Origin of the sequence: Curtobacterium sp. NPDC092190 (genome assembly GCF_044755625.1) — a bacterium.
Taxonomy (GTDB): Bacteria; Actinomycetota; Actinomycetes; order Actinomycetales; family Microbacteriaceae; genus Curtobacterium.
Window position 1 is genome coordinate 223743 of sequence record NZ_JBIVRJ010000006.1, and the last position, 14356, is coordinate 238098.

Genomic DNA, 14356 nt, shown 5'->3' on the forward strand with positions numbered 1-14356 from the left:
CGGTAGGCTTGGGCCTCGTGTCAGAACACCTCGAGATCAGCGAAGCGGCCGTCGCCGACGCGGTCGACCGGGCCCTCGCCGCGGTCCGCGCGACGACGACCGTGGCCGAGCTGAAGCAGGCCAGGGCGGAGCACACCGGCGAGCAGTCGACGCTCGCGCGGATGAACGCGTCGATGCGCAGCGTGCCGAAGGAGCAGAAGGCCGAGGCCGGCAAGCTCGTCGGCCAGGCACGCGGCCGGGTCAACGCGGCGGTCGCCGAGCAGGAGTCCGTCCTCGCCGAGGCCGAGGAACGCGCACGGCTCGAGGCCGAGCGCGTCGACGTCACCGCACTGCCGGTCCGTCGCACGCCGGGCTCCCGCCACCCGCTCTCGGTCCTCAACGAGACCGTCGCCGACATCTTCGTCGGCATGGGGTGGGAGGTGGCGGAGGGCCCCGAGCTCGAGCACGAGTGGTTCAACTTCGACGCGCTGAACTTCGACCCGGACCACCCCGCACGGGCGATGGCCGACACGATCTTCGTCGAGCCGGTCGACCGGCACCTGGTCATGCGCACGCACACCTCCCCGGTGCAGGTGCGCTCCCTGCTGTCCCGGGAGCTGCCGCTCTACGTGATCGCCCCGGGGCGCGTGTACCGCGCGGACGAGCTCGACGCCACGCACCTGCCGGTGTTCACCCAGGTCGAGGGCATCGCGATCGACAAGGGCCTGACGATGGCGCACCTCCGCGGCACGCTCGAGCACTTCGCGCGCCAGGTCTTCGGCGCCGGGGCGCAGATCCGCCTGCGTCCGAACTACTTCCCGTTCACCGAGCCCAGCGCCGAGATGGACGTCTGGCAGCCGAACGCCAAGGGCGGCGCGCGGTGGGTCGAGTGGGGCGGCTGCGGCATGGTGAACCCCAACGTCCTGCGTGCGGCCGGCATCGACCCGGACGAGTACCAGGGCTTCGCGTTCGGGATGGGCATCGAGCGGACCCTGCAGTTCCGCAACGGCCTGAACGACATGCGTGACTTCCTCGAGGGCGACATCCGCTTCTCGCAGCAGTTCGGAACGGTGGTCTGATGCGCGTCCCACTCCGTTGGCTCGGCGAGTCCGTCGACCTGCCCGACGACGTCTCCCTCGAGCACGTCCACGCGGCCCTCGTGTCGGTGGGCTTCGAGGAAGAGGACGTCCACACGTACGACCTCACCGGCCCGATCGTCGTCGGCCGCGTGCTCGAGCGCGAGCCCGAGCCGCAGAAGAACGGCAAGACGATCAACTGGTGCCAGGTCGACGTGGGCGAGTCCGAGCCCCGCGGCATCGTCTGCGGTGCGCACAACTTCGACGTGGGCGACCTCGTCGTCGTGACGCTGCCCGGCGCCGTGCTGCCCGGGCCGTTCCCGATCGCCGCGCGCAAGACGTACGGCCACGTGTCCGACGGCATGATCGCCTCGGCCCGTGAGCTCGGCCTCGGCGACGAGCACGACGGCATCCTGCGCTTCGCCGACCTCGGCATGGACCCCGAGGTCGGGGCCGACGCGATCGCGCTGCTCGGCCTCGACGACGCCGCGGTCGAGATCAACGTGACGCCGGACCGCGGGTACGTGATGAGCATGCGCGGCGTCGCCCGCGAGTACGCGCACGCCACCGGTGCCGGCTTCCGCGACCCGGCGGCGCGTGTGACGCCCCGCTCGGGCGAGGGGTTCCGCGTCACGATCGACGACCAGGCCCCGGTCCGCGGCCGTGTCGGCGCGCACACCTTCGTCACCCGCGTCGTCCGTGGCATCGACCCGACCCGGGCGACCCCGGCGTGGATGGTCTCCCGCCTGGCGCTGGCCGGCGTCCGCTCGATCTCGCTGCCCGTCGACATCACGAACTACGTCATGTTCGAGCTCGGCCAGCCCCTGCACGGCTACGACCTGGCGAAGGTCCGCGGTGGCCTCGGCGTGCGTCGCGCGGCGGTGGGGGAGACCCTCGTCACCCTCGACGACACGACCCGCACGCTCGACGCCGAGGACCTCGTCATCACCGACGACGACGGCCCCGTCGGTCTCGCCGGCGTGATGGGCGGTGCACGCACCGAGATCTCGGACACGACGACCGACGTGCTGATCGAGGCCGCCGGCTTCGACCAGGTCTCGATCGCCCGGACGGCCCGCCGGCACAAGCTGCCGAGCGAGGCCTCGAAGCGCTTCGAACGCGGGGTCGACCCGCTCGTGGCCGAGGCCGCTGCGAACCGTGCCGTCGAGCTCCTCGTCGAGCTCGCGGGCGGCACGGCGGACACCCTCGGCTCCACGCTCGTCGACGCCGAGCCCCGCCCGACGATCACGATGCGGGCGTCGCGGCCGGCCGACCTCGTCGGTGTCGAGTACACCGACGCCGAGGTCATCGACACGCTGCGCGCCATCGGTGCGACGGTGGACGTCGACGGCGAGGTGCTCGTCGTCACGCCGCCGTCCTGGCGACCGGACCTGACCGACGACACCACCCTGGTCGAGGAAGTGGCCCGCATCGTCGGCTACGACCGCATCCCGAGCGTGCTGCCGATCGCCCCGCCCGGACGCGGTCTGACCCGGCACCAGCAGGCCCGTCGGCGCGTGTCCGCCGCCCTCGCAGCGGACGGCCTCGTCGAGGTCGTCACCGCTCCGTTCGTCTCGCAGACCACGCAGGACGCCTACCCGGGCATCGACGGCGACGGTGGTCCGAGCGTCGTGCTCGCGAACGCGCTGGACAGCGAGCAGTCGCTGCTCCGTCGCAGCGGGCTCCCCGCGCTCGTCGACGCCGCCCGCCGCAACGTGTCCCGCGGCCTCGTCGACGTCGCCCTGTACGAGACCTCGCGCGTGTTCCTGCCGACGACGGACGTGCAGCTCGGCACCGACGCCGTGCCCGCCGGCGCCGAGCGGCCCGACCCCGACACCCTCGGTGTGCTCGACGCGTCGCTCCCGCCGCAGCCGTTCCACGTCTCGGCGTTGCTGACCGGCAACCGCGTCGTGAAGCAGCCCGGCGTGCAGCCGGAGCCCTACGGCATCGCGGACGCGCTCGACGTCGCCCGGGCCGTCGCCTGGGCGGTCGGTGTGGAGCTCCGGGTCGCACAGACGAGCCACCCGTCCCTGCACCCGGGGCGTGCGGCCGCGCTGCTCGTCGGTGACACCGTCGTCGGTGTCGCCGGTGAGCTGCTGCCCGTCCTCACCGAGGCCGCGGTGCTGCCGCGCGTCGTCGCCGTCGTCGAGCTCGACCTCGACGCCCTGGTCGCCGCGGCACCGGAGCTCGTGTCGGTGGCGCCGATCGTGTCCTACCCGGCGGCGACGCAGGACCTCTCCCTCGTGGTCGCGGTCGACGTCCCGGCGGGTGACGTGCTGGACGTCGTCCGCTCTGGCGCCGGAGAGCTGCTGGAGTATGCTCGGCTCGTGGACGACTACCGGGGCACGGGCGTGGACGAGGGACAGAAGTCCCTGACGTTCGCGCTGCGCTTCCGCGCCACGGACCGCACGCTGACCGCTGCCGAGGCCTCCGAGGCCCGTGACGGCGCCGTCCGACGTGCCGGCGAGCGATTCGGGGCGACCCTGCGCGACTGATCCACCGGATCAGCACCGCCCGGGGCCGCCGCCTCCGACTCTCTCGACGACCAGTCCGACCAAAGGTGGAACCCATGTCCGTATCCGTCGCCGTGGCGGGAGCCTCCGGCTACGCGGGCGGAGAGCTCCTGCGCGTGCTCGCCGCCCACCCAGAGTTCGACGTCAGGACGGTGACGGCCTTCTCGAACGCGGGGCAGCCGCTCATCGCGACGCAGCCGCACCTGCGGTCGCTGGCACACCTGACGCTGGTCGAGACGACGGCGGCGACCCTGCGCGGACACGACGTGGTGTTCCTCGCGCTGCCGCACGGGCAGTCCGGGGCGATCACCGCCGAGCTCGACGACGACACCCTCGTCGTCGACTGCGGCGCGGACCACCGGCTCACGGACCCGGCTGCGTGGGAGGCGTTCTACGGCGGCGAGCACCACGGCGCGTGGACCTACGGCCTGCCGGAGCTGCTGCACGCCGCGCCGGCGCCCGGGACGGCGGAGGAGTGGCGGGACGTCGACGACATCGAGGGCCTCGGGCGGCAGCGCACCGAGCTCGCGACGACGAAGCGGATCGCCGTGCCGGGCTGCAACGTGACGGCGGTGACGCTCGGCATCCAGCCCGGTGTCCAGGCCGGGCTCGTCGAGACGGACGACCTCGTCGCGGTGCTGAGCGTCGGGCCGAGCGGTGCCGGCAAGAAGCTCGCGACGGCCTACCTCGCCTCGGAGATCATGGGCTCCGCGAGCGCCTACGCGGTCGGCGGCACCCACCGGCACATCCCGGAGATCCAGCAGAACCTCGTGACAGCGGGGGCCGGTGACGTCCGGATCTCGTTCACGCCCGTGCTCGTGCCGATGTCGCGCGGCATCCTCGCGACCACGACCGCCAGGCTCTCGCCCGGAGTCAGCGCGCGCGACGTCCGGATCGCCTGGGAACAGGCCTACGCCGACGAGCCCTTCGTGCACCTGCTCCCGGAGGGCGAGTTCCCCCGCACCGCGGACACCGTCGGCGCGAACACCGCGCTCGTCGGCATCGCCGTGGACGAGGCCGCGGGCCGGGTGGTCGCCGTGAGCGCCCTCGACAACCTGGCCAAGGGCACCGCCGGCGCGGCCGTGCAGTCGGCCAACATCGCCCTGGGCTTCCCCGAGACCCTCGGCCTCAGCGTGGACGGAGTCGCACCGTGACCGACGAGACCTCGACGGACCAGCCCGACACGGGCCTCCAGGGCGTGACCGCCGCTGCGGGCTTCCGCGCGGCCGGCGTCACCGCCGGACTCAAGACGAGCGGGAAGCCCGACGTCGCCCTCGTGGTGAACGACGGCCCCGACGCGACCGCGGCCGCCGTGTTCACCAGCAACCGCGCCCAGGCGCACCCGGTGATCTGGTCGCGCCAGGTCGTCGGCGACGGTGTCGCCCGGGCCGTGGTGCTCAACTCCGGCGGCGCGAACTGCTTCACCGGACCCTTCGGCTTCCAGACCACGCACATGACGGCGGAGGCGGTGGGTGCCGCCCTCGGCATCGGCGCCGGCGACGTCGTCGTCTGCTCGACGGGCCTGATCGGCCGCGGTGACCAGACGTTCCGTGACGGCGTGCTGCGCGGTGTCGACCTGGCCAGCGCCGCGCTGGCGGCCGACGGCGGCCCCGACGCTGCGGTCGCGATCATGACCACGGACACGACGCCGAAGCAGTCCGTCGTGACCGAGGACGGCTGGACGGTCGGCGGCATGGCCAAGGGCGCCGGCATGCTGGCCCCCGGGCTCGCGACGATGCTCGTCGTCATCACGACCGACGCCGTGCAGACCGCGGAGCAGCTCGACCAGGCGCTCCGCGCGGCGACCCGCGTGACCTTCGACCGCGTCGACTCGGACGGCTGCATGTCGACCAACGACACCGTCGTGCTGCTGTCCTCCGGTGCGAGCGGGGTGACCCCCGAGGTCGGCGACTTCCAGGAGGCACTGACCGCGGTGTGCGCGGACCTCGCCCGGCAGCTCCAGCAGGACGCCGAGGGCGCGAGCCACGACATCACGATCGAGGTCACCGGCGCGGTGTCCGAGGACGAGGCCGTCACGGTGGGGCGCAGTGTCGCCCGGAACAACCTGTTCAAGGCCGCGGTCTTCGGCAACGACCCGAACTGGGGCCGCGTGCTGGCGGCGATCGGGACCACCGACGCCGAGTTCGACCCGTACGCGGTCGACGTCAGCATGAACGGCGTCCGCGTCTGCCACGCCGGCGCCCCGGACCGGCCGATCGACGAGGTCGACCTGACGCCGCGCGACACCCACGTCCTGATCGAGCTCGGGGTCGGCGTGCACGCGGCGACGATCCTGACGAACGACCTGACGCACGACTACGTCCACGAGAACAGCGCGTACTCCAGCTGATGAGCGACGACCTGACCAAGGAAGAAGAGCACGAGCTCGCCGCCGTCAAGGCCGCGACGCTCATCGAGTCCCTGCCGTGGCTGAAGCGGTTCTCGGGCAAGACCGTCGTCGTGAAGTTCGGCGGCAACGCCATGGTGAACGACGACCTCAAGCGGGCGTTCGCCGAGGACATGGTCTACCTGCGCTACGCGGGACTCCACCCGGTCGTGGTGCACGGCGGTGGGCCGCAGATCTCGGCGGCGCTGAAGGAACAGGGCATCGCGTCCGAGTTCCGCGGTGGCTACCGCGTGACGACGACCGAGGCGATCACGGTCGTCCGCGACGTGCTCGCCGGCGAGGTCAACCGCGAGATCGTCGACCTCGTCAACGAGCACGGTGACGGTCTGGCCGTCGGCGTCTCCGGCGACGGCGGCTCGCTGTTCACCGGTGAGAAGAAGGGCGTCGTCGTCGACGGCGAGTACTTCGACCTCGGCCACGTCGGCGACATCACGCACGTCGACCCGTCCGGCGTCCTCGCGGCGATCGAGGCCGGACGCATCCCGATCGTGTCGAGCATCGCGATCGACGACGCCCACCCGGACCAGGCGCTGAACGTCAACGCCGATGCCGCGGCCGGTGCGCTGGCCATCGCGCTCGGTGCCGCCAAGCTCATGATGCTGACGGACGTCCCCGGCCTCTACCGCAACTGGCCGGACCGCGACTCGATCATCGACCTGATCGCGGTCGACGAGCTCCGGGCGCTGCTGCCGAGCCTCGAGTCGGGGATGATCCCGAAGATGACCGCGTGCCTCGACGCCGTGGTCGGCGGGGTCGGCGGCGCGACGATCATCGACGGGCGGATCCCGCACTCGATCCTGCTCGAGGTCTTCACCCTGCGCGGTGCGGGCACCGAGGTGATCCCGGACCCGAGCCGTCGCACCGAGAACCAGAACACCCACGCCGAAGTCGGCCGACGGGTGCCCGAGTCCGCAGCGGACCCGGGCCGACACGCGGCGACCGACGCCGCCGTCACCGACACCACCGTCACCGACACCGCCACGACGCAGAAGGGGAACGAGCAGTGAGCACCGAGACGCACACCCAGACCTGGAACGACCGGTTCGGGGCGTCGCTCATGCGATCCCTGACCCCGCCGAAGATCATGCTCGACCACGGTCAGGGCTGCCGCGTGTGGGACGTCGACGGCAACGAGTACCTCGACTTCCTGGCCGGCATCGCGGTGAACTCCCTCGGCCACGCCCACCCGGCCCTCGTCGAGGCCGTGGCCGACCAGGCGGCGAAGCTCGTGCACGTCTCGAACTACTTCGCGACGCCGCCGCAGCTCGAGCTCGCCGAGCGCCTCAAGCGCATCACCGGTGCGGGGGACGCCGGCCGCGTGTACTTCGGCAACTCCGGTGCCGAGGCGAACGAGGCCGCGTTCAAGCTCGCACGGCTGAACAAGGGTGCGGACGGTCGCAAGACCCGGATCCTCGCGCTGAAGCAGGGCTTCCACGGCCGGACGATGGGTGCGCTCGCGCTCACCGGCAAGCCCGCGCTGCAGGAGGACTTCCTGCCGATGATCGCCGGCGTCGAGCACATCGACTCGACGGTCGAGGCGCTCGAGGCGGCCGTCGACGACACCGTCGCCGCGCTCATCCTCGAGCCGATCAAGGGCGAGGCCGGCGTGGTCGACCTGCCCGAGGGCTTCCTGCAGGCCGCGCGTCGCCTGACCGAGGAGCACGGCGCGCTGTTCATCCTCGACGAGATCCAGACCGGGGTCGGCCGCACCGGCAACTGGTTCACCTTCCAGGGCCACGGGTTCACGCCGGACGCCGTCACGATCGCGAAGGGCATCGCCGGTGGGTTCCCGATCGGCGCCCTCGTGACCTTCGGCTGGGCGTCCGAGCTGTTCTCGGCCGGCCAGCACGGCTCGACCTTCGGCGGCAACCCGCTCGGCACCCGCGTCGCGAACGCGGTGCTCGAGGAGATCGAGCGCGCCGACCTGGTGGCCGGCGCGGTCACCAAGGGCGAGCGCATCCGTGCCGGCATCGCGGCCCTCGGTTCGCCGCTGGTGCAGGAGGTCCGGGGCACGGGCCTGCTCGTCGGCGTCGGCCTGACCGCGCCCGTCGGCCCCGCCGTCAACGCCGCCGCCCTCGAGCGCGGCCTCATCATCAACGCCCCGAACGAGTCGAGCCTGCGCATCGCGCCGCCGCTCATCGTGTCCGACGCCGAGATCGACGAGTTCGTGTCGATCCTCGGCCAGAGCCTCGCGGCCGTCGCCGCCGAGCAGGAGACCTCCGCATGACCCGCCACTTCCTCCGTGACGACGACCTGACCCAGGCCGAGCAGTCCGCGATCCTCGACCTCGCCGCCCAGATGAAGGGTGACCGCTGGGGCGAGAAGCCCCTCGCCGGGCCGCAGACCGTCGCGGTGATCTTCGACAAGTCGTCCACCCGCACCCGGGTGTCCTTCCACGTCGGGATCTCCGACCTCGGCGGCAGCCCGCTCGTGATCACGACGGCGAACAGCCAGCTCGGCGGCAAGGAGACCCCGTCGGACACCGCCCGCGTGCTCGAGCGCATGGTGTCGGCGATCGTCTGGCGCACCTACGCCCAGTCCGGACTCGAGGAGATGGCGGCGGGCACCCGCGTCCCGGTCGTCAACGCACTGTCGGACGACTTCCACCCGTGCCAGCTCCTCGCCGACCTGCTCACGATCCGCGAGCACCGCGGCACCCTCGCCGGGCAGACCGTGGCGTTCATCGGCGACGGCGCGAGCAACATGGCGCAGTCGTACCTGCTCGCGGGAGCGACCGCGGGCATGCACGTCCGCGTCGCCGCTCCGGCGGCGTTCAGCCCGGACGCCACGGTCGTCGCCGACGCCGAGCGTCGTGCGGCCGAGACCGGTGGCTCCGTCCTGGTCGTCACCGACCCGGTGGCGGCGGTCGCCGGCGCCGACGTCGTGGTCACCGACACGTGGGTGTCGATGGGCAAGGAGGACGAGAAGCAGTCCCGACTCGACACCTTCGCGGGCTACCGGGTGGACGACGAGCTGATGGGGCACGCCGCCGACGACGCCGTGTTCCTGCACTGCCTGCCGGCGGACCGCGGGTTCGAGGTGACCGCCGAGGTCATCGACGGGCCGCGCAGCATCATCTGGGACGAGGCGGAGAACCGGCTGCACGCGCAGAAGGCCCTGCTCGCCTGGCTCCTGGCCGCGAACGCGACCGGCAGCCCGGCCGCCTGACCCCGCTCGACTGGAGTCCCGTGACCGATCGCATCGTCGTCGCCTGCTCCGCCGGGGTGGACCCGGCGGCAGCCGTCGAGCACTTCGCCGTCGACCACGAGGTGCTGGCCCTGGTGGTCGACCTCGGCGGTCGGTCCCGCGAGGTCGACGCCGTGCGGGACCGGATGCGGGCCGCCGGTGCGGTGGACGCCGTGGTGGTCGACGCGAAGACCGAGTACGCCGACCGGTACGTCGTCGCGGCGGTCCGGGCGAACGCCGGCGGCCCGGGTCGCCCGCTCGTCCCGGCGCTGCGGCTGCCGATCGTCGCCGACCACCTGGTCCGCACGGCCCGGCAGCTCGGCGCGGTCGCCGTCGCGCACCTCACGAGCGCCCCGGACGAGGTCGCCCTCACGACCACGATCGCCGGGCACGATCCCGACCTCCGGGTCCTCCCGGTGCCGACGGCCGTCGTGCCGGCCGGCGGTACCGAGCACGACGTGTGGGGCCGTCTCGTCACCGAGCCGGACCTCGAGGACCCGTGGGCCGCGGTCGACCCTGCGGACTGGGCGCGGACGGCGGACGTCTCCGCGCAGCCGGACACCGAGCCCGACGAGGTCACCGTGACCTTCGAGCACGGCGTCCCGGTCGCCCTCGACGGGCAGCGCTTCCCGGTCCTCCGGCTGCTGCGCGAGCTCGACGCCCTCGCCGGCCGTCACGGGGTCGGTCGGCACGACCTGGTCGTCGACCTGCTCGACGGCCGCAAGGCCCGGCGTGTGGCGGAGACACCGGGTGCGACGGCGCTCGTGGCCGCGCACCAGGACCTCGAACGGATCACCCTCGAACGCGAGGTCCTGCGCTGCAAGCAGGGCGTGGACCGCGAGTGGGCGGAGCTGGTCGACGAGGGTCGCTGGGCGAGCGGACTCCGTCGCGCGCTCGACGCCTTCATCGAGGAGACGCAGCGGCACGTCTCCGGTGACGTCCGGCTCCGGTTGCACGGCGGGGTCGCGAGCGTCACCGGGCGCCGGTCGGAGCAGAGCCTCTTCGACTTCGAGCTGGCCGGGGCACCGGCCACCGGGAGCGTGTCGTTCGCGAGCGCCCGGGCCCGACCGACGCGGACGGCCACGCGGCGCGACCGCGCGAACTGACGCCCCACCAGCACCACGCAGCACCGCCCCCACCAGCACCACGCAGTACCACCCCGCGAAGCACCGCCCCACGAACCGAGCACGACCGACCCGTACCCCCAGGCAGGACGACATGACCGACGCGACGCAGCCGAGCAAGACCGACGCCACGAACACGGGCGCCCTCTGGGGTGGCCGCTTCGCCGACGGCCCCAGCGCCGAACTCGCCGCGCTGTCCCGGTCGACGCACTTCGACTGGCAGCTGGCCCCCTACGACATCGCCGGGTCGCGCGCCCACGCCCGTGCCCTGCACACCGCCGGCTACCTGACCGAGGACGAGCTCGAGCGCATGACCGCCGGCCTCGACCGCCTCGAGACCGCCCACGCCGACGGTTCCCTGCAGCCGGACGACGGCGACGAGGACGTCCACGGTGCCCTCGAGCGCCTGCTCATCGCCGACCTCGGCCCGGAACTCGGCGGCAAGCTCCGCGCCGGCCGGAGCCGCAACGACCAGATCGCGACCCTGGGCCGCATGCACATGCTCGACCACGGCCGGCGGATCGGGCGCCTCGTCATCGACCTCGTCGACGCGATCTCGCAGCAGGCGAGCGAGCACCCGGCGGCGATCATGCCCGGCCGCACGCACCTGCAGCACGCCCAGCCGGTGCTCCTCGCCCACCACCTGCTCGCGCACGCGTGGCCGCTCGTCCGGGATCTCGAGCGGCTCCGCGACTGGGCCGACCGTGCGAGTGTCAGCCCGTACGGGGCCGGCGCCCTCGCGGGCAGCTCGCTCGGTCTCGACCCGACGGCGATCGCGCACGAACTCGGCTTCGCCCGCCCCGCCGACAACTCGATCGACGCCACGGCAGCCCGCGACGTCGTCGCCGAGTTCGCGTTCGTCCTCGCACAGGTGGGCATCGACGTGTCCCGTCTGGCCGAGGAGATCATCCTCTGGAACACCAAGGAGTTCGGTTTCGTCCGGCTGCACGACGCCTTCTCGACCGGGTCGAGCATCATGCCGCAGAAGAAGAACCCCGACATCGCCGAGCTCGCGCGCGGCAAGTCGGGTCGGCTCGTCGGCAACCTCACCGGCCTCCTCACGACCCTGAAGGGCCTGCCGCTCGCGTACAACCGCGACCTGCAGGAGGACAAGGAGCCGGTCTTCGACTCGGTCGCCCAGCTCGAGGTGCTGCTGCCGGCCTTCACCGGCATGGTCGCGACGCTCGCCTTCGACACGGAGCGGATGGCCGAGCTCGCGCCGCAGGGCTTCTCGCTCGCGACCGACGTCGCGGAGTGGCTGGTCCGGCAGGGCGTGCCCTTCCGCGACGCGCACGAGATCTCGGGGGCGCTGGTCCGGTACTGCGAGGAGCGCGGGATCGAGCTCGACGAGCCCGGCGACGACGAGTACCGCGCCGTGTCCGAGCACCTCACGCCCGAGGTGCGCGGCGTCCTGACCATCGAGGGCAGCGTCGCGTCGCGCGCCGGTGTCGGCGGGACGGCGCCGGAGCGCGTCGCCGAGCAGCTCGCCGCCCTGACCCGTCGCGTCCACGACCTGGCCGAGGGCGCGCCCTTCACCCGATGAGCGACGCGCTCCTCGCGCTCCTGGCCGAGCCGGCTCCGGTGTGCGCGCCGGCGCTGCTCGGCGCGACGATCACCGGGCGTGGTGTGACACTGCGCATCACCGAGGTCGAGGCCTACTGGGGCCCGACCGACCCAGGGTCGCACGGCCATCGCGGCCCGACACCGCGCAACCGGCACCTCTTCGGGCCGCCGGGCACGCTCTACGCGTACCGCTCGTACGGCATCCACACCTGCGTGAACGTGGTGAGCGGCCCGGAGGGCACGTCGTCCGGCTCGCTCCTGCGCGCCGCCGAGGTCGTCGACGGCATCGAGGTCGCCCGGGCTCGCCGCGGTCCGTCGGTCGCCGACGTCGCCCTGGCCCGCGGTCCGGGCAACCTCGGGCAGGCTCTCGGTGCCGTGCTCGGCGAGGACGACGGCACGTCGCTCCTCGACGGCTCGGGACCGTTCCGGCTCGTGCTCGCACCCGGTCTGGAGGCGCGGCTCGCCTCCGCCGACCCGGCGGACGTGGTCGCGGAGCTGCTCGCCGAGACGGTGGCCGGCCCCGCGGGGACGGCTCCGGTCCGGCGGATCTCGCGCGGACCGCGCACCGGCGTCGCCGGTGTCGCCGGCGGCGCGTCCTTCCCGTGGCGCTCCTGGCGCACCGGTGACCCGACGGTGTCGCCGTACCGACGGCACCGGCGCGCGGTCGACTGACGGGGCCGCGCCGATCCTCCCGGCCGTCGCCCGGTGGCTACGATGGTCGGGTGTCCAGCGCAACCGATCCCGATGTCCTGACACGCCAGCAGAACGACCCCACCTTCGCCTCGGTGTGGGACGAACTGCGCTGGCGCGGTCTGGTGCACGTCTCCACCGACGAGACGGCACTCCAGGAGGCCCTCGACGGCGGGACCGTCACGTACTACTGCGGTTTCGACCCGACCGCACCCTCGCTGCACTGCGGCAACCTGCTGCAGCTGCTCACCATGCGCCGGCTGCAGCTCGCCGGGCACCGGCCGCTGGCGCTCGTCGGTGGGTCGACCGGCCTGATCGGCGACCCGCGTCCCACCGCGGAACGCACGCTGAACACCCCGGAGACGGTCGCCGAGTGGGTGAGCCGACTGCAGGCGCAGGTGTCCCGGTTCCTCAGCCCCGACGGCGAGAACGGCGTGCGGCTCGTCAACAACCTCGACTGGACGGCACCGCTGTCCGCGATCGACTTCCTGCGCGACATCGGCAAGTACTTCCGCGTGAACACCATGCTGAAGAAGGACGCCGTCGCCGCACGCCTGAACTCCGACGCGGGCATCAGCTACACCGAGTTCAGCTACCAGATCCTGCAGGGACTGGACTACCGCGAGCTCTACCGGCAGTACGGCTGCACGCTGCAGACCGGCGGTTCGGACCAATGGGGCAACCTCACCTCCGGCACCGACCTGATCCGTCGCACCGAGGGGGTGTCCGTGCACGCGCTCGGCACCCCGCTCATCACGAACTCGGACGGCACGAAGTTCGGCAAGAGCGAGGGCAACGCGATCTGGCTCGACGCCGAGATGACCTCGCCGTACGCCTTCTACCAGTTCTGGCTCAACACGGCGGACGCCGACGTGGTCGCCCGGCTGCGCGAGTTCACGTTCCTCGATCGTGCGGAGATCGGTCGACTCGAGCAGGCGGTCGCCGACGAGCCGTTCCGGCGCGAGGCCCAGCGGACCCTGGCGTTCGAGGTCACGTCGCTGGTGCACGGAGCGGCGGCGACCCGGGCGACGATCGACGCCTCGGCGGCGCTGTTCGGCAACGGCGACCTGGCCGCGCTCGACGAGGCGACGCTGCGTGCCGCGGTCGCCGAGCTCCCCGGCACGGTGTCGCTGCCGGGCGAGGCCGACGTCGCTCGCGCCCTCGTCGACACCGGACTCGTGAAGTCGCTCGGCGAAGCGCGCCGGGCGGTCGACCAGGGAGGCGTGTACGTGAACAACGTCCGCGCCGACGACGCGACCGCGCAGCTCGCGAGCCTCGCGCTGCCCGGCGGAGTCGTGGTGCTCCGACGCGGCAAGAAGACCCTGGCGGGCGTCACGCTCGGCTGATCGATCCACCCTCGGTGCATCCGGTGCCCGGTCTCCCGACGGAGACCGGGCACCGCTGCGTCCGGAGGAGTTGCACAGTGCGACACGCCCGGGAGTGGGGCGCGGTTGGCGCTCCCGCCCAGCGCTGCGTAGAGTTCTTACTCGTCACCCCAAAGGTGCGGCGGAGCGGCTGGAGCGAGAGCCCAGAGCCTGCCGGCCTCAAGCGGGACCATCCTCCACCGAAGTTCAGATCAAGCCTTGTGCTCGATCGCTTCGACGCTTAGGATGACTACTCCACCGGCCCTCTCCCTCGGGATGAGCCACAGGACCTCGGTCCGACGCGATGCCGGTGGTACCGAGAACACAATGCCCCTCTTGCGGAGCTCCTTCGTGGAGTCGAGTGGGGGGTGCGTCTGGTCCTTGAGAACTCAACAGCGTGCACATTGTCAATGCCAATTATTTTGACCCCGTGCGATTGCAGCTTTGGTTGTGG

At 72.5% G+C, this 14356-nt stretch carries 10 protein-coding genes and 1 pseudogene; all 11 read left to right on the forward strand.

The features are described 5' to 3' along the window. The first annotated feature begins 17 nt into the window (after positions 1-17). The 11 genes and pseudogenes from pheS (at position 18) to tyrS (ending at position 13884) form a co-directional block, all read left to right on the forward strand. Complete coding sequence (gene pheS, locus ACIQFY_RS15130; protein ID WP_251155761.1) at positions 18-1058, forward strand: phenylalanine--tRNA ligase subunit alpha; 1041 nt, start codon at positions 18-20, stop codon at positions 1056-1058. Continuing rightward, positions 1058-3550, forward strand: a complete 2493-nt coding sequence (gene pheT / locus ACIQFY_RS15135; protein WP_251155762.1) for a phenylalanine--tRNA ligase subunit beta — start codon at positions 1058-1060, stop codon at positions 3548-3550. Before pheS ends, pheT begins: the two co-directional genes overlap by 1 nt. A gap of 74 nt (positions 3551-3624) precedes the next feature. Next, complete coding sequence (locus ACIQFY_RS15140) at positions 3625-4722, forward strand: N-acetyl-gamma-glutamyl-phosphate reductase (protein WP_251155763.1); 1098 nt, start codon at positions 3625-3627, stop codon at positions 4720-4722. Further along, the gene (argJ, locus tag ACIQFY_RS15145) at positions 4719-5918 is read left to right on the forward strand and encodes a bifunctional glutamate N-acetyltransferase/amino-acid acetyltransferase ArgJ (RefSeq protein WP_251155764.1); all 1200 of its coding nucleotides are present in this window, start codon (positions 4719-4721) and stop codon (positions 5916-5918) included. The genes ACIQFY_RS15140 and argJ overlap by 4 nt, the downstream gene beginning before the upstream one ends. Next, positions 5918-6820: pseudogene (argB, locus tag ACIQFY_RS15150) on the forward strand (acetylglutamate kinase); the annotation flags it as partial. The gene argJ and the pseudogene argB, both read left to right, overlap by 1 nt. A gap of 158 nt (positions 6821-6978) precedes the next feature. Continuing rightward, positions 6979-8202, forward strand: coding sequence for an acetylornithine transaminase (locus ACIQFY_RS15155; protein WP_066656412.1), 1224 nt, complete (start codon positions 6979-6981; stop codon positions 8200-8202). Then, positions 8199-9143, forward strand: coding sequence for an ornithine carbamoyltransferase (gene argF / locus ACIQFY_RS15160; RefSeq protein WP_066656409.1), 945 nt, complete (start codon positions 8199-8201; stop codon positions 9141-9143). Before ACIQFY_RS15155 ends, argF begins: the two co-directional genes overlap by 4 nt. A gap of 20 nt (positions 9144-9163) precedes the next feature. Further along, a complete protein-coding gene (locus ACIQFY_RS15165; protein ID WP_251155765.1) occupies positions 9164-10267 on the forward strand; it encodes an argininosuccinate synthase domain-containing protein in 1104 nt (367 codons plus the stop codon). A gap of 112 nt (positions 10268-10379) precedes the next feature. Beyond that, positions 10380-11828, forward strand: a complete 1449-nt coding sequence (gene argH / locus ACIQFY_RS15170; RefSeq protein WP_400340770.1) for an argininosuccinate lyase — start codon at positions 10380-10382, stop codon at positions 11826-11828. Then, entirely contained in the window at positions 11825-12520 is a 696-nt protein-coding gene (locus ACIQFY_RS15175; RefSeq protein WP_400340771.1) for a DNA-3-methyladenine glycosylase, read from the forward strand. Before argH ends, ACIQFY_RS15175 begins: the two co-directional genes overlap by 4 nt. A 50-nt stretch (positions 12521-12570) precedes the next feature. Further along, a complete protein-coding gene (tyrS, locus tag ACIQFY_RS15180; protein ID WP_400340773.1) occupies positions 12571-13884 on the forward strand; it encodes a tyrosine--tRNA ligase in 1314 nt (437 codons plus the stop codon). Positions 13885-14356: the final 472 nt, after the last annotated feature.